Source organism: Lamprocystis purpurea DSM 4197, assembly GCF_000379525.1.
Lineage (GTDB): Bacteria > Pseudomonadota > Gammaproteobacteria > Chromatiales > Chromatiaceae > Thiodictyon > Thiodictyon purpureum.
The window spans coordinates 26673-51534 of sequence record NZ_KB902500.1 but is presented as its reverse complement, the minus strand read 5'-3'; the positions used below and the strand labels follow the sequence as shown (position 1 = coordinate 51534).

Annotated in this window: 25 protein-coding genes and 1 pseudogene; 17 read left to right on the top strand and 9 right to left on the bottom strand. The window is 64.6% G+C overall.

Going from position 1 to position 24862, the window contains the following annotated elements; all coding sequences use genetic code 11:
• Window positions 1–7 precede the first annotated feature (7 nt).
• The 4 genes from A39O_RS0115645 (at window position 8) to A39O_RS0115630 (ending at window position 2977) form a co-directional block, all read left to right on the top strand.
• Window positions 8–1231 (top strand): O-succinylhomoserine sulfhydrylase, encoded by a 1224-nt coding sequence (locus tag A39O_RS0115645; RefSeq protein ID WP_020505605.1) that lies wholly within the window; start codon window positions 8–10, stop codon window positions 1229–1231.
• Between the two features lie 171 nt (window positions 1232–1402).
• A complete protein-coding gene (locus A39O_RS0115640) occupies window positions 1403–2215 on the top strand; it encodes a Uma2 family endonuclease (protein ID WP_051088827.1) in 813 nt (270 codons plus the stop codon).
• Between the two features lie 220 nt (window positions 2216–2435).
• A complete protein-coding gene (locus tag A39O_RS0115635) occupies window positions 2436–2675 on the top strand; it encodes an AbrB/MazE/SpoVT family DNA-binding domain-containing protein (RefSeq protein WP_020505603.1) in 240 nt (79 codons plus the stop codon).
• The gene (locus A39O_RS0115630; RefSeq protein ID WP_040527950.1) at window positions 2663–2977 is read left to right on the top strand and encodes a type II toxin-antitoxin system PemK/MazF family toxin; all 315 of its coding nucleotides are present in this window, start codon (window positions 2663–2665) and stop codon (window positions 2975–2977) included. The genes A39O_RS0115635 and A39O_RS0115630 overlap by 13 nt, the downstream gene beginning before the upstream one ends.
• Before the next feature lie 121 nt (window positions 2978–3098).
• Here the strand turns inward: A39O_RS0115630 and A39O_RS33740 are convergent, their stop codons facing one another.
• Window positions 3099–3416 carry an NnrU family protein gene (locus tag A39O_RS33740; protein WP_322786453.1) on the bottom strand — a complete coding sequence of 106 codons (318 nt, stop codon included), beginning with the start codon at window positions 3414–3416 and terminating at the stop codon, window positions 3099–3101.
• Between the two features lie 15 nt (window positions 3417–3431).
• On the opposite strand from A39O_RS33740, the pseudogene A39O_RS38580 reads away from it, so the two are divergent.
• Together A39O_RS38580 and A39O_RS0115620 are read left to right on the top strand one after the other, a co-directional pair.
• A pseudogene (locus tag A39O_RS38580) lies at window positions 3432–3722 on the top strand (PLP-dependent transferase); the annotation flags it as partial.
• A gap of 30 nt (window positions 3723–3752) precedes the next feature.
• On the top strand, window positions 3753–4661 hold the full coding sequence (locus tag A39O_RS0115620; protein WP_020505599.1) for a Uma2 family endonuclease: 909 nt from the start codon (window positions 3753–3755) through the stop codon (window positions 4659–4661).
• 122 nt (window positions 4662–4783) lie between these two features.
• Here the strand turns inward: A39O_RS0115620 and A39O_RS0115615 are convergent, their stop codons facing one another.
• Window positions 4784–5581: a Uma2 family endonuclease gene (locus A39O_RS0115615; protein ID WP_083924706.1), complete on the bottom strand. Its 798-nt coding sequence runs from the start codon at window positions 5579–5581 to the stop codon at window positions 4784–4786.
• Between the two features lie 191 nt (window positions 5582–5772).
• On the opposite strand from A39O_RS0115615, the gene A39O_RS33735 reads away from it, so the two are divergent.
• Window positions 5773–6354, top strand: a complete 582-nt coding sequence (locus tag A39O_RS33735) for a Uma2 family endonuclease (protein WP_020505597.1) — start codon at window positions 5773–5775, stop codon at window positions 6352–6354.
• A gap of 69 nt (window positions 6355–6423) precedes the next feature.
• On the opposite strand, the gene A39O_RS0115605 is transcribed toward A39O_RS33735, so the two are convergent.
• Both A39O_RS0115605 and A39O_RS0115600 read right to left on the bottom strand, forming a co-directional pair.
• The gene (locus A39O_RS0115605) at window positions 6424–8196 is read right to left on the bottom strand and encodes an AAA family ATPase (RefSeq protein WP_020505596.1); all 1773 of its coding nucleotides are present in this window, start codon (window positions 8194–8196) and stop codon (window positions 6424–6426) included.
• An 85-nt stretch (window positions 8197–8281) separates the two neighbouring features.
• On the bottom strand, window positions 8282–8860 hold the full coding sequence (locus A39O_RS0115600) for an NnrU family protein (RefSeq protein ID WP_020505595.1): 579 nt from the start codon (window positions 8858–8860) through the stop codon (window positions 8282–8284).
• 119 nt (window positions 8861–8979) lie between these two features.
• Between A39O_RS0115600 and A39O_RS0115595 the strand changes: the two genes are divergently transcribed.
• The 3 genes from A39O_RS0115595 to A39O_RS0115585 all read left to right on the top strand — a co-directional run bounded on the left by A39O_RS0115595 (window position 8980) and on the right by A39O_RS0115585 (window position 11386).
• Entirely contained in the window at window positions 8980–9873 is an 894-nt protein-coding gene (locus tag A39O_RS0115595) for an ABC transporter ATP-binding protein (protein WP_020505594.1), read from the top strand.
• Between the two features lie 120 nt (window positions 9874–9993).
• Complete coding sequence (locus A39O_RS0115590) at window positions 9994–11037, top strand: ABC transporter permease (protein ID WP_020505593.1); 1044 nt, start codon at window positions 9994–9996, stop codon at window positions 11035–11037.
• 7 nt (window positions 11038–11044) lie between these two features.
• Complete coding sequence (locus A39O_RS0115585) at window positions 11045–11386, top strand: cupin domain-containing protein (RefSeq protein ID WP_020505592.1); 342 nt, start codon at window positions 11045–11047, stop codon at window positions 11384–11386.
• A gap of 3 nt (window positions 11387–11389) precedes the next feature.
• Here the strand turns inward: A39O_RS0115585 and A39O_RS0115580 are convergent, their stop codons facing one another.
• Entirely contained in the window at window positions 11390–11584 is a 195-nt protein-coding gene (locus tag A39O_RS0115580) for a hypothetical protein (protein ID WP_020505591.1), read from the bottom strand.
• A 313-nt stretch (window positions 11585–11897) separates the two neighbouring features.
• Window positions 11898–12830: a LysR substrate-binding domain-containing protein gene (locus A39O_RS0115575; protein WP_020505590.1), complete on the bottom strand. Its 933-nt coding sequence runs from the start codon at window positions 12828–12830 to the stop codon at window positions 11898–11900.
• A gap of 261 nt (window positions 12831–13091) precedes the next feature.
• Between A39O_RS0115575 and A39O_RS0115570 the strand changes: the two genes are divergently transcribed.
• The 5 genes from A39O_RS0115570 (at window position 13092) to A39O_RS0115550 (ending at window position 19060) form a co-directional block, all read left to right on the top strand.
• Entirely contained in the window at window positions 13092–13685 is a 594-nt protein-coding gene (locus A39O_RS0115570) for a hypothetical protein (RefSeq protein ID WP_020505589.1), read from the top strand.
• 69 nt (window positions 13686–13754) lie between these two features.
• Window positions 13755–14714, top strand: a complete 960-nt coding sequence (gene tal, locus A39O_RS0115565) for a transaldolase (RefSeq protein WP_020505588.1) — start codon at window positions 13755–13757, stop codon at window positions 14712–14714.
• Window positions 14715–15106: 392 nt separating this feature from the next.
• On the top strand, window positions 15107–18094 hold the full coding sequence (locus tag A39O_RS0115560) for a ribonucleoside triphosphate reductase (RefSeq protein WP_020505587.1): 2988 nt from the start codon (window positions 15107–15109) through the stop codon (window positions 18092–18094).
• Window positions 18095–18155: 61 nt separating this feature from the next.
• Window positions 18156–18350, top strand: a complete 195-nt coding sequence (gene nrdD, locus A39O_RS0115555) for an anaerobic ribonucleoside-triphosphate reductase (protein ID WP_020505586.1) — start codon at window positions 18156–18158, stop codon at window positions 18348–18350.
• Between the two features lie 17 nt (window positions 18351–18367).
• Window positions 18368–19060, top strand: a complete 693-nt coding sequence (locus A39O_RS0115550) for an anaerobic ribonucleoside-triphosphate reductase activating protein (RefSeq protein ID WP_020505585.1) — start codon at window positions 18368–18370, stop codon at window positions 19058–19060.
• Between the two features lie 110 nt (window positions 19061–19170).
• On the opposite strand, the gene A39O_RS0115545 is transcribed toward A39O_RS0115550, so the two are convergent.
• Window positions 19171–19461, bottom strand: a complete 291-nt coding sequence (locus tag A39O_RS0115545) for an encapsulin-associated ferritin-like protein (protein ID WP_026199450.1) — start codon at window positions 19459–19461, stop codon at window positions 19171–19173.
• 62 nt (window positions 19462–19523) lie between these two features.
• Entirely contained in the window at window positions 19524–21029 is a 1506-nt protein-coding gene (locus A39O_RS0115540) for a hypothetical protein (RefSeq protein ID WP_157640157.1), read from the bottom strand.
• Between the two features lie 121 nt (window positions 21030–21150).
• Between A39O_RS0115540 and A39O_RS0115535 the strand changes: the two genes are divergently transcribed.
• Together A39O_RS0115535 and A39O_RS33730 are read left to right on the top strand one after the other, a co-directional pair.
• Window positions 21151–21513 carry a response regulator gene (locus tag A39O_RS0115535; protein WP_020505582.1) on the top strand — a complete coding sequence of 121 codons (363 nt, stop codon included), beginning with the start codon at window positions 21151–21153 and terminating at the stop codon, window positions 21511–21513.
• The gene (locus A39O_RS33730; protein WP_020505581.1) at window positions 21510–23654 is read left to right on the top strand and encodes a chemotaxis protein CheA; all 2145 of its coding nucleotides are present in this window, start codon (window positions 21510–21512) and stop codon (window positions 23652–23654) included. The genes A39O_RS0115535 and A39O_RS33730 overlap by 4 nt, the downstream gene beginning before the upstream one ends.
• Before the next feature lie 90 nt (window positions 23655–23744).
• On the opposite strand, the gene ybgF is transcribed toward A39O_RS33730, so the two are convergent.
• On the bottom strand, window positions 23745–24647 hold the full coding sequence (ybgF, locus tag A39O_RS0115525; RefSeq protein WP_020505580.1) for a tol-pal system protein YbgF: 903 nt from the start codon (window positions 24645–24647) through the stop codon (window positions 23745–23747).
• Between the last annotated feature and the right edge of the window lie 215 nt (window positions 24648–24862).

Below are 24862 nucleotides of genomic sequence, written 5' to 3'. Positions count from 1 at the left end.
AGACGGCTTGAATCCCGATCTGCCGGACGCTGAATCAGTGCCCGGTTTCGCCACCCGCGCGGTGCGCGTCGGACACCACCGCACCCCCGAGGGGGAGCACGCCGAACCCGTCTTTACCACGTCCAGCTTCGTCTTCGGCAGCGCCGCCGAGGCCGCCGCGCGCTTTTCCGGAGAGCAGGCAGGGAACATCTACTCGCGCTTCACCAATCCGACGGTGCGCGCCTTCGAGGAACGACTGGCCTCGCTGGAGGGTGGGGCATCCTGCGTGGCCACGGCCTCGGGCATGGCCGCCATCCTCGCGGTGTGCATGGGTCTCCTCAAGGCCGGGGACCATATCGTCTCCTCGCGCAGCATCTTCGGCAGCACCACCATGCTGTTCAACAAGTACCTGACACGGTTCGGCATCGCCACCAGCTATGTGCCATTGAGCGATGCGGCGGCTTGGGCCGCGGCGATCCGCCCGCAGACCCGGCTGCTGTTCTGCGAGACGCCTTCCAACCCCTTGACCGAGATGGTCGATCTGCGTGCTTTGGCACAGCTCGCGGGCGCTCACGGCTGCCTGCTGGCGGTCGACAACTGTTTCTGTACCCCGGCCCTGCAGCGTCCGCTCGAACTGGGCGCGGATCTGGTCATTCATTCGGCGACCAAATATCTGGACGGGCAGGGACGCTGTATCGGCGGTGCCGTGGTCGGTGACCGCAAGCTGGTCGGTGAGGAGGTTTTCGGCGTCCTGCGCACCGCCGGACCGACCATGAGCCCATTCAACGCCTGGGTCTTCCTCAAGGGGTTGGAGACCCTGGAGCTGCGGATGCAGGCGCATTCGCGCGCGGCGGCGGATCTCGCCTGCTGGCTGAGCGAACAATCAGCCGTCGAGCGGGTCTACTATCCGGGATTGCCGAACCACCCGCAGCATCATCTGGTGGGCGTGCAGCAGCAGGGCGGCGGCGGCATCGTCGCGTTCGACGTGCGCGGCGGTCGGACCGGGGCCTGGCAGGTGATCGACGCCACGCGCATGCTCTCCATCACCGCCAATCTGGGCGATGTGAAGACCACCATCACCCACCCGGCCACCACCACCCACGGGCGTCTGAGCCCGGAAGAGCGGGCGGCGGCGGGGATCGGCGAGGGGTTGGTGCGGGTCGCCGTGGGGTTGGAGTCGAGTGCGGATATCCGGGCTGATCTGGCGCGGGGGCTGGCGCTGGTGGAGGATGAGTATAGCCATCGGACGTGATAGCCGGACGTATGGGCGGGTTTTAAACCCGCTCCTACACGAGTGTCTGTGCGGATATCAGGTACGAAGGCTATAACCGCCGAAACCGCGCCGACGACACGGTTCAGGTGGGATCGGGCAGTCTCCCCATGATGCGCGACACCAGGCTATCATCACCACTGAGCCACTCTGATGACAATGGAGCCCCGTGCCATGTCCAAGATCCGCCGCGAGCCCGCCATTGGCCCCTTTCACGCCGACCAGTTGCGCGAGGGTGACCGTTATGAGCTCTCCAACGGCCATCCACTCTACTGTGCGCCGGCGCGGCGCGAGCACGCCGCGCCCAATCTGATCGGGGCCGCCGTCATCGACAGCGATCCGGCGGTCGAATGGGCCGGTGTGGATGCCGGCTTCACGCCCGCGCCGGGCACCTTGCGCGCCCCCGATGTGGCCGTGGCCGCCCCCGCCGGGGCGGACGCGGACGGCTGGATTCCCGGNGCGCCGCCGCTGGCCATCGAGTATGCCGGCCGCGGTCAGGATCAGGCGGATCTCAAGGTCAAGATTGCCGAGTTGCTGGCGGCCGGAACCCGTTACGTGTGGGTGGTGCGGGTGCAGGGTCCGCGGCGGGTGGAGGTCCACGAGGCTGGCCAGCCGCCGCGCCTGGTCGGGGCGGGCGAGATGTTGGCGGCGCCGGGCATCCTGCGCAATCCGATCCCGGTGGAAGCCCTGTACGACCGCGCGGCGGGGCATCGGGCGACGCTGCGCAATCTGCTGCAGCGGGAGGGCTATGACAGCCTGGAGGCGGTTCGCAAGGAAGGTCGCCAAGAGGGACGCGAGGAAGGCATGGCCGAGGCCATTCTTGCCTTGTTACAGGGCCGGGGCATCTCGGTGAACACGCCGCTCGAAACCCGCGTACGTGACTGCCGCGATCGAGACACCTTGCACCGCTGGCTGCTGCGGGCAGCCCGCGTCGTGCGGGGCGAGCAACTGTTCGACGCCGAATAACCGGACACGGATGCGAGATTACCCACGCCATTTGGGAGGTATGCCATGTTCGCCTGGAATCGGGAGGAACCGGTAATAATCCAGAGCTTGAATCCTGGCGATAAAAGGCAGCCCAGGGGGTCGTTGTAACAACGATCGTTAAGGTCGGAAACGAGGGTGAAAAACTCTTAGAAGCAATTACTCGCTATACCAATAGCCAGAACGCGGTCCGGGAAATACAATGAAAGCCACACTGCGCCAAATTGGCGACTTCCGCTGCATCATCATCCCTGCCCCATTGCTCGCCGAATGCGAGATTGAGGATCGGATTGATCTGTTTGTGGAAAATGGCCGCATTGTCATCAGTCCAGTCAAAGCGCCTCGCGCTGGCTGGTTTGATGACTATCAGGTCGATAAAGATTCGGATGCCTGGCAAGGCATCACTGATACCCTCACGGAGCAAGAAGAATGGGAGTGGTGAAGCGCTGCGAGGTTTATTGGGTAAAGCTGGACCCGACCGTCGGTACCGAAATTAAAAAAACTCGACCTGCTCTAGTTGTCTCACCGGACGATATGAATGCTGTTCTGCCAAGAGTGATGGTCGCTCCGCTCACGAGTAAGGGACAGCCCCTTGGTTGCCGCCCGGAAGTCACGTTTGACGGGAAGATGGGGCGTATTCTGCTCGACCAACTTCGCTGCGTGGATAAGGCGAGGCTTGGCGGAAAGTTGGGTGAGATCGATCTTGCTTTATGGCATCCGTTTTTGATGGAAATGTTTGAATGAGCGTATGCCCCAATGTCCGAGGCGGGCTGCCCGCATAAGCTGAGCTCGGGGGTGCGCCAGTACAGCCCTTGATCCCGGCCACATCCTTGTGGAAGGGCTCCAATCTCGCCGAGCGCCCGGCTCAGCGCACGCCCAAGGGCGAGACGCCGATCAACCAGAGATGGGCTCCGCCCATGAAGGCCCCATACAGCAGCGGACCCAGGCCGAGGGCGATCCAATCGTTCGCCTTGCCGGGCGGGGCGCCCTGCACCGGGGGCGCGGTGCGCCACTTGAAGGAGATGCGATCGGTCAGTGACCACGCCAGGAAGGAGCCGAACAGCACCACATCCGCCAGGTTGCCGTTGGCGATCAGGTGGGCCAGCGCCCACAGGATGACGGCCAGCAGCATGGGGTGTTTGGCCCAGGTCTGAATGCGTCCCGGCAGGAAGGCGGCGAACAACAGGGGAAAAGCAGGCAACAGCAGGGCGGCGGCGGCATCGTCGCGTTCGACGTACGCGGCGGTCGGACCGGGGCCTGGCAGGTGATCGACGCTACGCGCATGCTCTCCATCACCGCCAATCTGGGCGATGTGAAGACCACCATCACCCACCCGGCTACCACCACCCACGGGCGTCTGACTCCGCAGGAGCGGGCGGCGGCGGGGATCGGCGAGGGGTTGGTGCGGGTCGCCGTGGGGTTGGAGTCGAGCGCGGATATCCGGGCTGATCTGGCGCGGGGGCTGGCGCTGGTAGAGAAGGATAAGTAACGAGGCTATCATCACAATCGAGCCGTTCTGATGACCACGGAGCCCAGCGCCATGTCCAAGATCCGCCGCGAGCCCGCCGTTGGCCCCTTTCGCGCCGACCAGTTGCGCGAGGGTGACCGCTATGAGCTCTCCAACGGCCATCCACTCTACTGTGCGCCGGCGCGGCGCGAGCATGCCGCGCCCAATCTGATCGGGGCCGCCGTCATCGACAGCGATCCGGCGGTCGAATGGGCCGGTGTGGATGCCGGCTTCACGCCCGCGCCGGGCACCTTGCGCGCCCCCGATGTGGCCGTNGCCGCCCCCGCCGGGGCGGACGCGGACGGCTGGATTCCCGGAGCGCCGCCGCTGGCCATCGAGTATGCCGGCCGCGGTCAGGATCAGGCGGATCTCAAGGTCAAGATTGCCGAGTTGCTGGCGGCCGGAACCCGTTACGTGTGGGTGGTGCGGGTGCAGGGTCCGCGGCGGGTGGAGGTCCACGAGGCCGGCCAGCCGCCGCGCCTGGTCGGGGCGGGCGAGGTATTGGCGGCGCCGGGCATTCTGCGCAATCCGATCCCGGTGGAGGCCCTTTATGACCGCGCGGCCGGGCATCGGGCGACGCTGCGCAATCTGCTGCAACGGGAGGGTTACGACAGCCTGGAAGCGGTCCGCACGGAAGGTCATAACGAAGGTCGCAAGGAAGGTCACAAGGAAGGTCGCAAGGAAGGTCACAAGGAAGGTCGCAAGGAAGGTCACAAGGAGGGTCGCAAGGAAGGGCGCCAAGAGGGACGCGAGGAAGGCATGGCCGAGGCCATTCTCGCCTTGTTACAGGGCCGGGGCATCCCGGTGGACGCGCCGATCGAGACCCGCGTGCGTGCCTGTCGGGAGCACGACACCCTGCACCGCTGGCTGCTGCGGGCAGCCAGTATCGAGCGGGGCGAGCAGTTGTTCGACGCGCCCTAATTCCACTTTGTCACATCGCGCCGCCGGGCCGGCCGCGTGCCACAGACGTCCAGCAACGGAAAGGCCCCGCGGGCCGCGGTGCAGGCGCTAGCGGAGCGTTAGACGTTCCGCACCAGCGAGGCTCAGCGCTGCCGATACGCCGCCAGCTCCGCCCGCAGAGCGGCCAGCTCCGACTCGGCACGCTCGGCGCGCAGATGCTCGGCTTCGGCCCGCTCACGCTCGGCTTCGGCCCGCTCGCGCTCGATGTCGGCCCGCGCGCGCTCGGCCTCGCCATCGGTCGGCAGCGGCCTGCCCTGCGCGTCCGCCCAGCGCAGCCAAGTGCCGGGCAGACCGCGGTAGACGCCGGTCCACAGCAGCAGGCTCAGACCCAGCAGTGGACTCGGCAGCCGGCCCGCGGAATCGCGCTCGAGCGCCAGATAGGTCCCGCCGGAGAGCGCAAAGCCGGCCCAGTCATCCGGATTGAAGGGATCGAACCAGAAATACTCGGGCACCCGCATACAGTCCCGATAGACCCGCAGCTTCTCGCCCTTGTCCTGGCGCCAGGTGGTCGCGGACAACAGCTCGATGACCACATCCGGGGCTTTGCCCTGCTCCCAGACCACCCAGCTCTTGCGCTCGCCCCGCGGCACGCCCAGCGCGACGAAGACATCCGGACCCTTGAAATGGAGTCCGCGGGTCTGCTCCAGGGTGTAGTAAACGAACATGTTGCCGTTCACGTAGCCCTCGCCGCGGGCCTCCAGCCAGCGGTCCAGGGTCTCGATCAGCAGGTCCATCTGCCACTTGTGGCGTTGGGTTTCCATCGGCTCTCCGTCGTCGCAAGGCAGCTCGTCCTGGGTCGGCGGCGGGTCCGGCAGGTGCTCCGGCGGGTCTTCGTCGATCCAGGGCGCGATGAGCGAGTGGGCGGTTGCGGTGTGGGCCATGGTCGGCTCCAGGGTCGGGTGGCCCGGTGCGCGCACCGGGTCGGACTGACTCGTAATGATAGACCGAGCGGCAGCGCGGTGCACCGCGGCGCCGAGAGCGCGTTGCCATTTCCCCTTGCGCGCTGTCTCCACATGACGCAGGACAACCGGCTATCATCAACGACAGCGATCCGGCGGTCGAATGGGCCGGCGTGGATGCCGGCTTCACGCCCGCGCCGGGCACCCTGCGCGCCCCCGATGTGGCGGTGGCTGCCGCCGCCGGGGCGGACGCGGACGGCTGGATTCCCGGTGCGCCGCCGCTGGCCATCGAGTACGCCGGTCGCGGTCAGGACCAGGCGGATCTCAAGGTCAAAATTGCCGAGTTGCTGGCGGCCGGAACTCGTTACGTGTGGGTGGTGCGGGTGCAGGGTCCGCGGCGGGTGGAGGTCCACGAGGCCGGCCAGCCGCCGCGCCTGGTCGGGGCGGGCGAGGTGTTGGAGGCGCCGGACATCCTGCGCAATCCGATCCCGGTGGAGGCCCTGTACGACCGTGCGGCAGGGCATCGGGCGACGCTGCGCAATCTACTGCAGCGGGAGGGTTACGACAGCCTGGAGGCGGTGCGCACGGAAGGGCTGGCCGATGCGGTAATCGCCTTATTGCAGGGACGGGGCGTGCCGGTGGACACGCCGCTCGAGACCCGTGTCCGTGCCTGCCGCGATCGAGACACCTTGTCCCGCTGGCTGCTGCGGGCGGCCCGCGTCGAGCGGGGTGAGCAATTGCTCGACGCGGAGTAACTATCGTTTCTGGAAGCGGTAGTGGGTCGCGCGGCGCCGCTCTCGCGTTGCTGATGATCCTGCCTATCGCTAGGGTTTGACCGACTGGACCACCCGCCAAACCACCCGCTCCAGCCCGACGCCGACTACCGCAAACAGTCGCAGATCGGTCAGGCCATAGCGGGTCTGCAAGGCGGTACCATAGCGTTGCGCCTGGTCTGCCGCCTCCGCCAGTTTCGCCTGGATGAGTGGTCGCGCCGCCAATTCCGCCGCGGTGGATTCACGCACCTGCTCTCCGGTGAGCCCCAGGTCTTTCAGGCTCAGGTATTTGAATTCCAACAGCAGATCCAGGGCCTGAAACTGCCGCATATCGGATCGGACAATCAGGCTCAGATCGCTATAGCCGTGATCCACCTCGGTTTCCGAGACCATCATGTACAGCCGGTCATCGAACAGCAGCGTGAGGAAGGCGATTTTCACCAGCAGTTCGTTGGTCCAGCGATAATCGCGATTCGATAGTACCGGGAGATAACGCTGTTCGATAAAGGCGACCAGCGGGGCCAAATCGCCTTGGAGATATACCGTTTCCGCCAGGCGCGGGATGGTCTGGCGATCTTCGTAGGTGGGCAGCCAGAGCTCCCGCAACCGTTCAACATACAGCGAGCGAGCCACCAGATTGGGGATGTTCAGGATCGCCTTGCCCAGCACGCCTCGCCCGGCGAACGTCAGGACCCCGAAGTAGTACAGCAGCGAGGCCATGAACGGCTGATCCTTGACAGCGGTCAACACGTCAGCGACGCCGAAGCGCCGGGCCAGGCGGGGAATGATCACCCCCTCCTCGCCATTGAGTGCCTGAATCAACACCTCTTCGCCATGGGGGAGTTGGGCGATGTAGGTCAGCTTGCCGCGATCCATCGCCAGATTTTCGTCCAGCATCTCTTGTGGATAGCGGCCTTTGGTCTGCAAAGCCTTGAGAAAATACAGGCTCAGGGTCGGGTTGTAGAGCCGCTCGCCGCCGGTTTCGCTAAAGCAGTAGCCGTTATAAAAGGTGCGCATCGTCTCCAGTGCGTCCGTCGCCGACCAGGAACCGCCCACCATGGCCATTCGCGTCAGCACGGCAGCGATCTCCGCCTCGGTGAAACCGCACAGGTCATTGAACGCCTCGTCCAGGTAGATGTTCTCCCCGACGTTATAGCCGCTGGTCATGTCGCTGAGGACGACCGGTGAAACACCGGTGATAAAGACCCGATCCAGTCCTTGTCCGCCCGCCGCTGCTTTCACCGCCTTGAATACGGTTTTCAGCAAGCCTTCGCCATAGAGTAGGGCTTCGTAATACGCCTGTTTGCGCCCGGCCATCAGCACGTCGTTGGCGAAGTTATCGTACTCGTCGATCAGCAGATAGAGACGCTGTTTTTCCCGGCGCACGCGAATCAGCAAGGATGATAGTGAGTCGACCGCATCATCCGCAGTAATTTCAATATCGTGCCAACCATAGTTGGCGGCGCAGGCCTTGATCGCGGTATTGATATGTCGATGCAGCGCCGCTTCGATCTCTTTTACATCCCCCTGCGCTTTCACCAGCGAAAAGTCCCACTTCATTACGAAATACTGGTTATGTCGTGGGGTGGGATTCTTACCGATGGCTAAATGCCCAAACAATGCCTCGAATTGTGCCGCCCGCTTGACGTCGTAGTAATGTTCCAGCATCGACAGCAGCAGGCTTTTACCGAACCGGCGGGGGCGGATGAAGATCAGTTGATCCCCTGCCGCTTCGAGGAGGGGAATCCGGTCCGTGCGGTCCTGGTAGAAGTATCCGCCCTGGATGAGCTTGCTGTAATCGCTTAAGCCGTACGGAAATTGCATGATGGGGTTCCTCGCATCAAAGGGCTGGGCGGACGCCGATCATCCCGGACTCCAATCGCGCCGAGCGCCCGACTCAGGGCCCAACTCAGCGCGCGCCCAGGGGCGAGACGCCGATCAGCCAGAGATGGGTTCCGCCCATGAAGGCCCCATACAGCAACAGCCCCAGGCCCAAGGCGATCCAATCGTTTGCCTTGCCGGGCGGTGCGCCTTGTACGGGGGGCGCGGTGCGCCACATGAAGGAGATGCGATCGGCCAGTGACCAGGCGAGGAAGGAACCGAACAGCACCACATCCGCCAGGTTTCCGTTGGCGATCAGGTGGGCCAGCGCCCAGAGAATGACGGCCAGCAGCATGGGGTGTTTGGCCCAGGTCTGGATGCGCCCCGGCAGGAAGGCGGCGAACAACAGGGGAAAAACCGGCACCAGAATCAGCAAGGCAAGGTGCGCGGTCCAGACGGGCGGGGCGTACACTGTGAACGGCTCCTGGCGGGCCAGCCCGTAGCCCCAGATGATCAGTAAAAAGCCGGTCAGGTTCAACACCGAGGCGAGCCCCTTGTAAGGGACCTCACCGATGCGCACTTGAAGGGACTCGCGCCATGTCGGGGCGAGAAAGGGGAGCGAATGTACACCGAGAAAGAGGATGAGACCGATGATCAGGATCGCCATGGAACAGGACTCCGTTGGTACGTTGGCGGGCTTGCCGCGATGAGAGGTGCACAAATCCTAACCGAATCCGTGGCCGCGCGCTGGGTCTGCTGTCGCCCTGATGGGTGCGGGAGTGCGCGATGGACGCGCTGATCGAGGCCCGCGACCTGGTCCGGACCTACCCCGGACCCAACGGCGGTGTGCGTGCGGTCGATGGGGTTAGTTTTCGTGTCGAGCCCGGCCGCTGTTTCGGTTTACTGGGTCCGAACGGGGCGGGGAAAACCACGACCCTGGAGATGCTGGAGGGGATCCAGACGCCGAATGCGGGTCAGGTGCTGTTCCGCGGGGCGCCCCTGGGTCACGCCTACCGGGAGTCTATCGGCATCCAGTTCCAGGCGACCGCGCTGCAGGATTTTCAGACCGTGGCCGAGACCCTGACGATGTTCGCGAGCCTCTATCGCCGCACGGCCCCGCGCGATGAGGTGATCCGGCTCTGCAATCTGGACGAGATCCTGGACCGGGATACCCGCAAGCTCTCGGGTGGTCAGCGGCAGCGCCTGCTGCTCGCCGTGGCCCTGGTCAACGATCCGGAACTGGTCTTTCTGGACGAACCGACCACCGGGCTCGATCCGCAGGCGCGGCGCAACTTCTGGGCGCTGATCGAGACGGTGCGCCGCCGCGGCACCACGGTCCTGCTGACCACCCACTATATGGAAGAGGCCGAACGCCTGTGCGATGAGGTGGCCATCGTCGATCGCGGGCGCATCATTGCCCAGGGTCTTCCAGGGGTTCTGATCGGTGAGCATTTCCCGGCCGCGGTGATCCGTTTGCCGGCTTCGGCATGGCCGGACGGCGTGCCCCTGCCGCCGACGGCGACCAGTCGCGGGGGAGAGATCGAGCTGTTTGCGGATGCGGCGGCGCCGGTTCTCAAGGAATTGGAACAGCTTGGCGCGGATCTGTCGGCTCTGCGGGTCGCCACCCCGAACCTGGAGGATCTGTTTCTGAAGCTGACCGGGCACGCCTTGCGGGCCTGAGCCCGCGGCAGATGGCGTGATTCTCAGGCGCTTGCCGTCACCTTCCGGCAATTGCCCTACGGCAAGACGCCAGGTCGCAGCCCGGTGCCGCAAACCCATCCATGAACAGGAGCCCCACGCATGTGGCGCCGCATCTTCGCTGTTTTCGTCGCCCGTAACCGGGAGTTCTACCGGGACCATGCCGGACTCGGGTGGAATATTTTCATGCCGATCCTGATGGTGCTGGCGTTTGCCTTCATCTTCAGCGGCGACCCGCAGGATCAGTTCAAGGTCGGGGTGATCACCGCCGACGGGACCTTGCCGCAGTCCCCAACCGGGTTGCTGGCGCTGGATCATGTTCAGTTCGTTCCCTTGACCGATCCGCAGGGCGCTGTCCTGAAGGTGGAGCGTCACCAACTCGACCTCCTGGTCGATCGGCGCACGGCCCCGGTGACCTATTGGGTCAATCTGGAGTCACCGCGCGGCTATCTGGCCGAACGCTTGCTGCTGGGCGCCGAGCGTGGCGCAAGCGTCGAGACTGCCGGGCAGGGAACAGGACCAGCGCGCCGGACCGTCAGCGGGGCGGCCGTCAGCTATGCCGATTGGGTGTTGCCTGGGGTCCTGGCCATGAACGTGATGTTCTCCAGCCTCTGGGGCGTGGGTTGGGTGATCGTGCGTTACCGCAAGAACGGTGTGCTGCGGCGGCTCAAGGCGACGCCGCTGAGCCCCTTTGAGTTCCTGGCTGCTCAGGTGCTCTCTCGACTGTTGGTGGTGATGAGTGCGAGTCTGGTGGTCTATACCGGCGCCGCCTTGCTGCTCGACTTCCCCATGCGCGGTTCTTACGCGGCGCTCGCCCTGATCTATGTCGGCGGGGCCCTGTGCCTGATCAGCCTGGGGCTGATCGTCTCCGCGCGGTTGCGCACGGAGGAATTGGCCGACGGCATCCTGAACCTGATTTCCTGGCCCATGCTGTTGCTGTCCGGAGTCTGGTTCTCGATGGAGGGCACCAGTGCGGCGGCCCGTTTGCTGTCGCAACTGTCGCCCTTGACCCATATGGTCGACGCGGCCCGGCGGGTCATGATCGATGGGGCGATGGTGGCGGACGTGCTGCCGCAGATCTTGATCCTGGTGGGTCTGGCCCTGGCTTTTCTCTCGCTGGCGGCCTGGTTGTTCCGCTGGGAGTAGGTGCAGGATGTTGTCGCGTACCGGAAACCTCTTCGCCCTGCTGCCGGGGCCGGCGACGGGCGAGATCTTTGAAGAATTGCTGCGACTGGAACTGCCCGCGGGGCGAGTCTGGATCGAGCGCATCGTCAGCAGCCCATTCCCGGAACCGGTCCTGTATGACCAGCCGCAGTCCGAGTGGGTCATCCTGCTCCAGGGTGAGGCGCGGCTCTGGGTCGCGGGCGAGGAGCGCATGCTGGTCAGCGGCGACTATCTCTTCATCCCCGCCCACACCCCGCATCGGGTGGTCGAGACGTCCGCCGAGCCCCAGTGCATCTGGTTGGCAGTGCACCTTGAGGGCGGCGGATCCTGATCGCTAGGCGAACTCTTCGTCCCGACCGATTTCCCAGTTACTCTGGTTGATCAGCGCCTCCACGGAGCGGGCCAGGCGGTATTTCGGCTCCATCTCAAAGGGTTGACCCTTGTCCCAGCACTCCGCGGCCTCGTCGGCGACGAGCGGCAGGCCCTGTCTGCAGATTTCCCACAGGGTACTGGTTTGTGTGTTAGTCATTTCGGCCTCCTCGAGCTTGTTTTTTTGGATGGGGGTTGAGCCCCCTGCATGTCCATCGCTGCATCAAAAGGCATCCTGAAATACGATGGACACCGGTATCATAGGCTTCATTGAGAATTCTGCTTGCGGAAATCGCGAATTAGTTGCCCCAGCGCAAAGAAAAGACAAAAAGAGCGTCGAAAACATCAGTTCTGATGGCTTTAACTTGCAGAAAAATATAAGGATATTAGCAAATTGTCGAGCTTCTTCCGGGCGCGGGGGAGGGCGCGTTGCGGATCGGTAGCATCAGCCGCTCGCCACGGTTCGGCTGACCTCAGGCGGGAGCGAGTCGACGAACCGTATTCGGTAGGTGTTCCCGCACCACTTGGGCAAAGACTTCCAGGGCGGCGCGGCGCGGAAAGCTGCGGCGGTACACCAGCGCGATGCGCCGGAAGGCGTCCGGCAAGGCGAGTGGACGGGCGATGATGCCGCTGTCGGTCATCCAGCCGCCGCGGATGGCCAGGGCCGGCACCAGGGTGCAGCCAAAGCCGGCGCCGACCAACTGCAGCAAGGTCTCCAGGCTGGCCGCCCGCAGGTCCGCCATTTCGCCATGGGTGGGGCGCTCCGTCAGGCGGCACACGTCCATGACCTGGTGAGTGAGGCAATGACCGTCGGCGAGCAAGAGCAGGTCGATGGATTTGAGGTCCTCGGCATCGATCTCGTCTTTTTCGTAGAGCGGGTGATTGCGTGGATGGGCCAGCCAGAAGGGCTCGTCGAACAGCGGCATGGCGTCCAGGTCCGCATCGTCCGGGGCGGTGGCAAGCAGGGCGGCGTCGATTTCGTGGCGCTGGAGCCGGCCCAGCAGTGACTCGGTGATCTCCTCGGACAGGACCAGGCGCAGTCCAGGATAGGTGCGTTTGAGCGGCACCAGCACCAGCGGCATCAGGTACGGGCTCAAGGTGGGGATGGCGCCGACGCGCAAGGGTCCGGCCAGTGGGTCCTGATGGGCGCGCGCGACCTGCTCGATGGTTTCGGCCTGTTCCACCGCCAGTCGGGCATGGGCCAGGATGGTCTCACCGACCGGGGTGATGTCTACCGACCGGTTGGTGCGCTCAAAGATCACGACACCGAGTTCATCCTCCAGCTTCTTGATCTGTCCGCTCAAGGTTGGCTGGCTGACGAAGCAGCGCAGGGCCGCACGCCCGAAGTGGCGCGTCTCGGCGACGGCGAGGATGTATTTGAGGTCACGCAGGTTCACGTGGTGCATGATAACCCAATTCTCTCGTGGTTGAACCCGACCCGAGCAAACGCGCGCAGGAGCCCACCAGGGCAATCGCCGCGTCGGGTGCCCGCGCGCCCTGCCGCTGACCAATTGCGCGGACACCGAGAGGGCGCTATGTTCGTGGGTGTCGGGTACCGGCGCCGGAGCGCGCCCCCCGGCACAAGAACGCTTTTCGAGTTCGCAAGGCGACGTGCGCGTTCCCGCCGACGAACGTGTAGTCAGTGAGGGCAAACCGAGGCAGTACTGATGCAGTTGCAACCCGCGCCGCGAGGCTTCGAGCACATCAACCGCTATTTCGATGCGGTGAACCACCGGTATGCGGCCAAACTGCTGCCGGGGCAGTTTTATGTCAGCCGCAGCGAGACCATCGTTACCGTCGTCGGCACTTGCGTGGCCGCGTGTCTCCGTGATCGTTCGCAGGGTCTCGGGGGCATGAACCATTTCATGGAACCGCACGTGACGACGGGGGCGGTGTCGAGTCCTGGAGAGGATGCCATGTTCGACCTGTTCAGAGCACTGCTCGACGCCGGGGCGCAGCGACACCATCTGGAGGCCAAGCTGTTCGGTGGCTCGCGCATCCTGAGCAATGACTGTATGGTTGGAGAGCGCAGCATCGCCTTCGCGCGTCTCTTCCTGCGCCAGGCGAACATTCCGATCATTGAGGAAGACTTGGGCGGCCCGTTCGCGCGCAAGATCGATTTCCAACCGGCCGACGGCCGAGTGCGCATCAAGCACCTGAGAGATATCCGCAACGATACCATCCTGGAACGGGACCGGCATTTCGTGGAGAGTTATCGTCGGCCCCCAGGCCCCGGCGACCGCGACGACCCGTGCGGGTGACTTGGGGCGGGTGCTACAGCATTCCGCTGCGACTTGACACCAGACCACCAGACCATAAGGAACCGCTTGATGAACACGCTCGAACAACTCAAGACCATGACCACCGTGGTTGCCGATACCGGGGACTTCGAGTCCATCGCCGAGTATCAGCCCCAGGACGCGACCACCAACCCGTCGCTGCTCTTCAAGGCCGCGCAGTTGCCTCACTACCGGGAACTGGCGGTGGACGCGGCGACCTTCGGCAAAGCACGCGGCGGCGATGATCCACAGGCCCGGTCCCGGTGGACCATGGACCGATTGGCGGTCAATTTCGGCAAGCAAATCCTGGAAATCGTCCCCGGCCGGGTCTCCACCGAGATCGATGCCCGCTTGTCATTCGATACCGAGGCGACCATCCTGCGCGCCCAGGGGCTGGCCGAACTCTATCGGCAGGTCGGTATCGACCCGGCGGCGCGGGTGCTGTTCAAGGTCGCTTCCACCTGGGAGGGCATTCGCGCCGCCGAGCGGTTGGAGGCCCAAGGCCTGCACTGCAACCTCACGCTGCTGTTCAGTTTCGCCCAGGCGGTCGCCTGCGCCGAGGCCGGCGTGACCCTGATCTCGCCTTTTGTCGGGCGCATTCTCGATTGGTACAAGGCCGCGAACAAGGTTGACGGTTATCCGGCCGAAGCCGACCCAGGGGTCCTCTCGGTCACCAAGATCTTCAATTATTATAAGCGTCACGGCTACCGGACCGTGGTGATGGGCGCGAGTTTCCGCAACCTCGACGAGATCCTGCAACTGGCCGGCTGCGATTACCTGACCATCGCACCCCAACTGCTGGGCGAACTGGCCGCGCGGCACGGCGATTTGCCCCGCAAGCTCGATGCGGATCAGGCCCGGTCCATGGATATCCCCAAGGTCAGCTACGACGAACGCGCCTTCCGCTGGGCGATGAACGAGGACGCCATGGCGACCGAGAAGCTCGCCGAGGGCATTCGGCTGTTCGCTGCCGATACCCGCAAACTCGAACAGTTCGTCGAGACCATCTGAACGGGCGGGCGTCGGCGCGCAGCGCGCCGCCCGACGCCCCATTCTTCGCCTTCAGGCGATTGGCCTCCATCCCACACGAAGAACATCCTCCGTGGGAGCGGCCTCCGGCCGCGATGGGGCCTCGCAGGGTCGCGGCATTGGCGTTCAACACGGCGCCCCATCGCGGCCGGAGGCCGCTCCCACAAGGTCGCGGTGCGACTTTAAAGGTCTTGACTGACTCGCGGCGGTTCACCGCAGGGCTCCGCCGGAGCGCGCGGACATCAGTTTTCAAGCACCTGCGGAGCCCTTGAGCAACCTGCCCTGGCGATCTTGCCCTGACCGTCGACCCCCTATATACTGTGTCTAGAAGTCTCGCCGACACAAAATATAGTATCTCACCGGGAAACGCTGCCATGAGGACAGGATCGAACACGCTCGCGACCCTGCCCACCCGCGTCCTCAAACGCGACGGGCGGGAGGTCGTTTTCGATGCAGCCAAGATCGAATCCGCCATCCTGCGGGCCGGCCAGGCGAGCGGGGAGTTCGGTGACATGGAGTCGCGCCTCCTGACCGCCCAAGTGGTCAAGGTGCTGGCGCACCGCTTCGGCAACGGGCGGCTGCCGGACATCGAGGGTATCCAGGATGTGGTGGAGCAGACGCTGATCTCCGCCAACCATTTCGAGACCGCGCGCTCCTACATCGTCTATCGGGAACAGCACTCGCGACTGCGCGACCATGAGCGTACTTTGGTGGACGTGGCTGCCTCCATCGACGAGTACCTGGACCGTTCCGACTGGCGGGTGGCCGCCAACGCCAACCAGGGGTATTCGCTCGGTGGGCTGATTCTCAACACCTCGGGCAAGATGATCGCCAACTACTGGCTGTCGCATGTCTATCCGCCGCAGATCGGCGAGGCCCATCGTGAGGGCGACATCCACATCCATGATCTGGACATGCTGTCGGGCTACTGCGCCGGCTGGTCATTACGCACCCTGCTGCACGAGGGTCTGAACGGGGTGCCGGGGCGTGTCGAGGCGGGGCCGCCGCGGCATATGTCGAGCGCGGTGGGCCAGATCGTGAACTTTCTGGGGACCTTGCAGAACGAGTGGGCGGGCGCTCAAGCCTTCTCCAGCTTCGATACCTACATGGCCCCCTTCGTGCGCGCCGACCGGCTCGGTTATGCCGAGGTTCGCCAATGCATCCAGGAGCTGATCTATAATCTCAATGTGCCGTCGCGGTGGGGCACCCAATGTGTCGATGCGCACACCGAGTGTCTGACCGAACACGGTTGGAAGCACTACGACCAGCTTCAGGCCGGCGAGCGCATCGCGACCTTCGATTGGCGCAATAATCGCCTGGAATATCTGGAGCCGCTGGCCGTGAAGTCCTATGACTTCGACGGCGATATGTACGTTCTGCGCAACCGTACCCAGGAGCAATGGATCACCCCGGGACACAAAGTCCTGCGCAAGGTCTTCAACAGCGATAACCGGTGGGTCCTGGAAGACATCGAAGCGGTCGCGGCACTCAAGTCCCCGGTCATCATCCCGAACGCCTGGGAGACGGATTCGACGGTTGAGATCGACGACCGGGTGGTGATGCTGCTGGCCTGGGTAGTCGCCGAGGGGAACTTTGATTTCAGCGCCGGGCGTCGCCGTATCAGCCTGTTCCAATCGACCGGCAATCCGGAGAATGCCGCCGAGATCGCGTGGCTGCTCGAAGAACTGGGGCTCTCCTACCACCTGTTGGAGAGGACCGGAACCTACGCGAATTATCCCGTCTACCGTTATCGCCTGAATAAGGAAGGCAGCGACTTCGTGCTGGGCCATCTGGAGCGCAAATGCGTTCCGGCGGTCGTCCGCACCCTCTCGGTCCGCCAGATCCGGCTCTTCCTGGACACCTATATCAAGGGCGACGGCAGCGTTGAGCCGAACGGCCGCACCCGGATCTACACCAACGACCGGGACAACCTGGATGCACTCCAAGCGCTTTGTACCCTGGCCGGTTACGGAAGCAGCGTCTACACGCGTGAGGACTCGGGCGTCCATGTCTTAAACCTGGTCCGCAATCGCGAGACCTATATCCAGCTCATCGAACGTCGGCCCTACCAGGGCAAGGTCTGGTGCCCGACGACCCGTAACGGCACCTTCGTCGCACGCCGCAACGGCAAGACCTTCATTACCGGCAATACGCCCTTCACTAATCTGACCTTCGACTGGGTCTGCCCGGACGACCTGCGCGACCAGGTGCCGGTGATCGCCGGGGTGGAACAGCCCTATACCTACGGGGACCTTCAGGTCGAGATGGACCTGATCAACCGGGCCTATATCGAGGTGATGACGGCGGGGGATGCCAAAGGCCGGATCTTCACCTTCCCGATCCCGACCTACAACATCACGCCCGATTTCCCCTGGGAGAGTGAGAACGCGGACCGGCTCTTCGCCATGACCGCCAAGTACGGTTTGCCGTATTTCCAGAACTTCATCAATTCCGAACTCTCGCCCAACATGGTCCGGTCCATGTGCTGTCGGCTGCAACTCGACCTGCGCGAGTTGCTCAAGCGCGGCAACGGGCTCTTCGGTTCAGCCGAGCAGACCGGCTCGGTGGGTGTGGTCACCATCAACTGCGCGCGGTTGGGCTATCTCCACGCGGGCGACGAGACCGCCTTGCTGGCGCGGCTCGACCGCTTGCTGGACCAGGCGCGCAACAGTCTGGAGATCAAGCGCAAAGTGGTCCAGCGTCACCTGGACGCCGGGCTCTTTCCTTACACTAAACGCTATCTCGGGACCCTGCGTAATCACTTCTCCACCATCGGGGTGAACGGAATCAACGAGATGATCCGCAACTTCACCCACGATGCCGAGGACATCACCACCGCCGCCGGACAGGCGCTGGCGATCCGCCTGCTCGACCGGGTGCGCGCACGGATGGTCGAGTTCCAGGAGTCCACCGGTCATCTCTACAATCTGGAGGCGACTCCGGCCGAGGGGACAACCTATCGCTTCGCCCGCGAGGATCAGAAGCGCTATCCGGGCATCCTCCAGGCCGGGACCGCAGAGACCCCGTATTACACCAACAGTTCGCAGTTGCCGGTGGGTTTCACGGACGACCCCTTCCAAGCCCTGGAGATGCAGGAGCCGCTCCAGTCCCGTTACACCGGCGGGACCGTGCTGCACCTCTATATGAGCGAGCAGGTCTCCAGCGTCGAGGCGTGCAAGCGGTTGGTGCGCCGTGCGCTGACTCAGTTCCGGCTGCCCTATATCACCGTCACCCCGGTCTTTTCCATCTGTCCCAAGCATGGATACATCGCCGGCGAGCACGAGTTCTGCCCGCTGTGCGATCAGGAACTGATCGCGCGCAAACAGGGGGAAGCGAATGCAGCCGCAACAGAAGGCGAATGAACGCGACTGTTCGTGAGCACTATCCATCGGAACAACCGATAAATCTCAAGAGACTAGGACCATGAAAGAATCGAGCATGCTGACCCTGAATCAGGAAGAGCGCACCCGTTGTGAAGTCTGGACTCGGGTCATGGGCTATCACCGCCCGGTCGCCGCTTTCAATCTCGGCAAGCGCGCCGAGCACGCGGATCGCTGCTATTTCACCGAGACCCCGCGTGGAACGCCCTTGCGTGTCCAACACCAAGCCGCTGCCTGACGCTGACGGATGTCGGTATGGGCGTCGATGAATCATCAGGGATCGTCGCGACACCGCCGGCCCGCATCGGGCCGGAGCCGTTGCGCGTGGGCGGTCTGACGCCGCTGACCACGGTTGATTACCCCGGTGAACTGGCAGCCGTAGTGTTCTGTCAGGGATGCCCCTGGCGCTGTCGCTACTGCCACAATGCCCATCTACTGCCCAGCGTTGCCGCGGGTCTGATCCGCTGGGCCGAGGTCTGCCGGTTCCTGGAAGCACGGCGGGGACTGTTGGATGCGGTGGTCTTCAGCGGGGGGGAGCCCACCTTGCAGTCGTCCCTGAAGGCGGCGATGGCGCAGGTGCGCGCACTCGGGTTCAAGGTCGGGCTGCATACCTCGGGCGCCTATCCGGCGCGGCTCAAGGCGTTACTCCCTCTGCTCGACTGGGTGGGGTTGGACATCAAGGCCCTGCCGGACGATTACCCGGCCATCACCGGTGTCCCCAAGTCCGGGGAGCGGGCCTGGGAGAGCCTTGCAATCCTGCTCGCGGCCGGGGTGCCGTTAGAGGTGCGCACCACCATTCTGCCGGGCCATGAGGGGGATGCCGCGCCGGCAATGCTCAAGGCGCGGGTCGCGGCGCTGGGTGTGAAAACGCATCAGATCCAACAGTGCCGGATGGAACGGGTGCTAGATCCGACACTGAGCGCGTCGTTGCGCCCACGGATGTTATAGCGTTCGGACGTGATAACCGGACGTAGGGGCTGGTTTCAAACCCGCCCCTACACCAGGGTCTGTCTGGATATCAGGTACGAAGGCTATACCAGCGGGCGCGCATCCGCGGGTCAGGCGTGATGGGCGATCGGCTTGTCGGTGAACAGATAGTCCTTGAGTTCCTTGTCGAAGGTCGGGTCCTGGCGGCGGATCCATTCCAGCACCATTGCCGCGTGTTCCTTCTCCTCATCCCGGTTGTGGGCCAGGATGTCCCGCAGATCAGGGTCTTTGCAGACATCGACGCGCTGGTTGTACCAGTCGACGGCCTCCAGTTCTTCCATCAGGGAGATGATGGCCCGATGCATATCCTTGGTTTCATCGGACAATTCATCGACCGGTTCGTGATAACCCTCGTTCGACATGGCATGGTCTCCGGACTTGCAGTGGATAAAATCGGCAGGCACCAACAGTGGCCTCCTGGCGATCATTGTCGGTGTCCGACCGGTTCAAGGCAACCGGGTTCGCCGGCGCATTCGCCGTGCGCGTGTCGCAGCGGACCGAAACGCGTTGTGAGCAGGGACTCGGGGCGGCCTGTCCAGGCGGTCAGGTATGCCGTACCGGTCTGTCGCAGGAGGGTGCAGCCGTCCTTGGGGAGCAGCAAGGGGATCGGCCAGGGTCCGCGAAACACCAGTGCGGCGATGGGTGCGGTCCAGTTGTCGATGATCGCCATCCAGGGCCATTGCAGGTCGTACGGTGCTTGGGGACCGAACACCAGGCAGGTGCCGTCGGCGCTGGCGGTGGCATTGATGAGACCGCGGGTCGCGGTCCACCAGGCGGCGGACTTGGCCAGGGTCAGCAGGACGATGGCCAGCACACAGGCGGCGAAGGGACGCGCGTAGCGTCGGCCCGATCCATGCCTCCGAGCCGGGTGCCGGTCGGTCGATGCGCGCGCCGCCCACAGCGCCAGTCCCATAAATAACAGCCCAAAGGGGTAGATGAGCGCGGCCTTGAGCTTGACCCCGTCGCCGGCCAGAATCTCGGCACCCACCCAGGCGGCCAGGACGGGCAGCAGCAGCCACACCAGCCACGGGCCCATCGATCGGCCGGTGCCGCGACTGCGTAGCGGGACCAGCACCGGCGCTGCCGCACAGACCGCCACCATCAGGGCAACCTGGCCTGGCGTCGTCGGCAGCAGGTAGTAGCCGACCTGGGACGCATCGGCGAAGGAACGCTCGTAGCTGTTGCTGCCGATCAGCGTCCAGGCAAGCCGCAACATGCCGGAAACGGCCAGGCCGGCCGCGATCACCGACCAGGCCCGCTGCACCCGCGGCGCGTCGTCGGCCGAGCGGGCGGCGCTGACCGCGGCGGCCGCGAGGAACAACGCCAGGCCAAAGGCCAGCGGATGCAGGAGCAGCAGCAGGGGTGCCAGCGCCGCTCCGTAGCACCAGGTCGCGGGGTGCCGTGGATACAGACCGGCGAGCAGGACATAGGGCCAGGCCAGATAGAGACAGAGCAGGAGCTCCGACACGGCCGAGAAGTTGATCTGATTGAGGGTGAAGAACAACGCCGGGAACAGGATCAGAGCCGGGGCGCGGCGCCGTGCGACCATCCAGCATCCGAGCAGCGAAAGGACGGGCAGCGCGGCGTAGCTCATTGAAAAGCAATGACGCAGCAGGTTGATATCGGTACTCAGCCAGGTTGCCGCCAGGGTCGGGAGTTGCGGCAACACCGCGGCATAGCGGAAATTCGGGATATCGGGTGTCCCATCGACGACAATGCGAAAGAAGTAGTAGGCGCCGTCGCCATACAGCGGCAAACCGACTGCCGCGCCAACGCCATAGGCGCAGGCGATGAACAACAGGCCCAGTTCGACCATCTGGCGTCGGCATCCACCCGGCAGCAGTCGCCGCAACCGGTCCGACCCCGCCACCCGCGGATGGCGCGGCGCGGCGGGGGGAGCGACGGTCTGCGGGTATGGCTCGGCCGGCAAGCGGATCTCCAATCGGTCGCGGGTTCACGCGGGCAGCGCCGCGGGATGCGTCATGCCATGGCGGCGGGCGCGCGAAGGGACTATAACCACGTTTGTGCCATCGTCAATCTCCGAACCGTCCATGTATCACATACTCGCCGTCGATGATTCCCGCGCCATGCGCGAACTGGTCGCCCTGACCCTGCGGGCGGGCGGTTATCAGGTCAGTTGTGCGTGCGATGGCGACGAGGCGCTGGCGCTGGCCCGGCGGGAGCGTTTCGGTCTGGTGATCACGGACGTGAACATGCCTGGATTGGATGGGATCGGCCTGATCCGTGCTCTGCGTGCGCTGCCCGCGTATCGTCACATCCCGATTCTGACCCTGACCACCGAGGACTCGCCCGAGCAAAAGGCCGGTGGCCGCGCCGCCGGTGCGACCGGCTGGATGGTCAAGCCATTCGACCCGGAGTGCCTGCTCGCGGCCCTGCGGCGCGTGTTGCGATGAGCCTCGATCTGCGTCAGTTCCAGGGGCTCTTCTTTGAGGAGAGCTTTGAGGCAATCGACACCATGGAGTCGATTCTGGTGGCCGCCGCCGGGCGGATCGTCGATATGGACGCCATCAACGCCTTGTTCCGCGCCGCCCATTCGATGAAGGGCGGCAGCGCGACCTTCGGTTTCAAGGGACTCACCGAGTTCACCCATCGGATGGAGACCCTGCTGGATCAGGTTCGCCACGGTCAGCGGCCCCTGGATACGGACTTGATTGCGATCCTGCTCAAGGCGGTCGATGCGGCGCGCACGATGCTCCGGGCCTTGCACGCGGGCGACCAGCCGGGCCCGGAGGGGCTGGCCGACGCCGATCTGGCGCTGCGCGGTCTGCTGGAGCAGGCGGACCCGACCGCCGCGGCGACGGCCCCCACGGATACCGCGCCGGGTCGGCCGGCCCCGGCGACGGTGGCGGCGCAGCCGGCTCCGGCCGCCGCACCAGACAGCCCCCCGACAACGCCGCCCGCGGCGGGCTGGCGCATCCGCTTCCGACCGCATCGGGACCTGCTAACCAAGGGGAATGACGTGGTTCTGATGGTGCGGGAATTGGCCCGGTTCGGTCCATTGCGGGTGCATGCTGAACTTGACCAGTTACCGACCCTGACTGATCTGGTGGTGGAGGAGTGCCATCTTTCGTGGATCCTTGATCTGGATGCTGATCCGGGTGAGAACGACCTGCGTGAAGTCTTTGCCTGGGTGGCCGACGCCTGCGATCTGGACTTGATCCCATCGGCGGTCGTGGCAGCGCCGACGGGCGAGCCTGTCGTCGACCGGTCGGCGGGGCCGGCGGATCGGGATCCGGAGCGGATCTCAGCCGCCGATTCCACGGCAGATGCAGCTCAGTACGCCGCTGATCCAGTTCAGCAACCGGCGGCGGTCCGCGACGGCTCGATCCGGGTGAGCACCGGAAAGATCGACGCCCTGGTCGATCTGGTCGGCGAACTGGTCATCACCCAATCCATGTTGCTGCGGCTGGCCGCCGGCGCGGCGGGGCCGACCGGTGAGTCACTGCGCCAGGGCATGGCCCAGTTGGAGCGTAACACCCGCGATTTGCAGGAACATGTGCTGGCGATCCGGATGCTGCCGATCGGCTTCCTGTTCAACCGTTTTCCGCGTCTGGTCCATGACCTGGCGCAGACCCTCGGCAAGCCGGTGGATTTTCGGATCGAGGGTGAGCAGACCGAACTGGACAAGCGCTTGACCGAACTCTTGGCCGATCCGCTCACCCACCTGTTGCGCAATGCCATGGATCATGGCATCGAACCGCCGCAGGTGCGCGCCGCGCGTGGCAAACCGCCGATCGGTACCTTACGTCTGGCCGCCTCCCATCGGGGCGGCAGCGTGTTTATCGAAATCGGCGATGATGGGGCGGGGATCGATGAGTCGGCGGTCTTCGCCCGCGGTCGCGCACTGGGCCTGATCACTGGACCCGAGTCACAGGATGTCGAGCACCTGTTGCGCCTGCTTTGTCATCCGGGTCTCTCGACCGCCGGTACGGTGACGGATCTGTCCGGGCGCGGGGTCGGTCTGGATGTGGTGGAGCGCAACATCCGGTCCCTGGGCGGGCGTCTGGAGTTGGCGACAGCGGCCGGCCAGGGGACGCGCTTCACCATCCGGATTCCGCTGACATTGGCCATTCTGGACGGCCAATTGATCCGTGTCGGCGCGCAGGTCTACATCCTGCCGCTGGTCTCCATCGTGGAGACGGTGCAGTTGGACCCCACGCGGCTGCGCCTGCTGCCTGGCGGTTTGGAGGTCTACCGCGTACGCGACCACCATTTGCCGGTGGTGCGGCTGGCGTCACTGTTGGGTCAGTGCCCCGATGATGCGGCGCAGGGGCGGCCCTTGTTGGTGATCTGTGAGGTGGACGACGGCGACGTCGCACTGCTGGTCGACGAGCTGCTCGGCCAGCAGCAGATCGTCATCAAGGGTCTGGAGGGTAACTTCCGCAAGGTCCCCGGAGTCTCCGCCGCCACGGTGCTTGGTGATGGGCGGGTGGGGCTGATCCTTGACAGCACCGAGCTGAAGCGCCTTGCCGGGGCGCGGATTGGAGCCGGGGCGGATGCGGGAGCGCATCGTTATTGTCGGAAATCGCCTTAGTCTTGGATCGGCAGGCCAAGGCTGAAGCCTTGGACTCCAAACGTGTTGGTCGGCGAGCCCCCGACTCGCATCCCGCATTGCCACCCCGGCTTAGCGGATGGCCGAATCGCCTGCCTTCGGCTCCCGTGCGATCTTCGCCAGCCGTCCCTGGGCCAGGCGTGCCTCGGTGCTGTCCGGGTACTTGGCGATGACCTGCTTGAGTGCCGTGCGCGCCTGGTCCCAGGCTTCCTGCTCGTATTGGATATAGCCGATCTTCAACAAGGCCCCTGGGACCTTGGCGCTGGTGGGGTGCAATTGCACCAGTCGGTCGAACTCGGCTAACGCCGCCGGGTAGTTGCGTTGCACGTAATAGGTCTCGGCCAGCCAGTAACGGGCATTGTCGGTAAATTGGCCTTGCGGATAGGCCCGCAGGACTTCATTGAACGCCTCGACAGCCTGCGGGTAGTTGCGCTGTTTCAGCAGATCGAAAGCGGTGCCGTAAGCATCGCGCTCACTGACGCCCGTGGTCTCCGGACTGGGCAGCGAAGGAATGCCCACCGCGCGCGGGGAAGAGGGGACCGGGGCCGTCACCGGTGCCGGTTCCTCGCTGCCGACCGGAGGCTTGAGCTCCGTGCCGGCGGCATTGATCGCGCCGCCCGGTTGGGCGACTGTTCCTTGCGTTCCCGTGGCCTCGGGGGTACCGGGCGTTGCGGCGGCATTGGCGGGGGCGGTGCCGTCCTTGCCGGGTCCCAGCCGCGCATCGATGTCCAGATACTGGTCGCGCAGCGTCCGCTGGAGCTTCTGGATCTCGAACTGCTGAGTCTCCACGAGTCCGCGCAGCTCCTGCAACTCCTGCTGGAGTTGCTGCTGCTGGAGCATGAGTCCGGAGGCACTCTGGTTCTCCATGATCCGTTCGATGCGCGCCAGGCGGTCCTCAATGAAGGTGTCGGCGGCACCGACAGTGGCTGCGCCAACCGCGGCAATCAGGAGCAGGGCAGAGGGTGCGTAGCGCATAGTGTTCGTTGCAACCATTGGTAAAATGTTAGAAGTAAGTAAGAAATAATCTAAAAGCCACCCCGGATGATGCCTGTCCCCCGTGGGAGCGGCGTCCCGCCGCGATCGGTGCCGCGGTGATCTCGATCGCTGCGGCGACGCGCCCGGCCCCATCGCGGCGGGACGCCGTTCCCACAGGCTCGCTGCGCGACTTTCACGGTAAAGCCTCGGCCTCC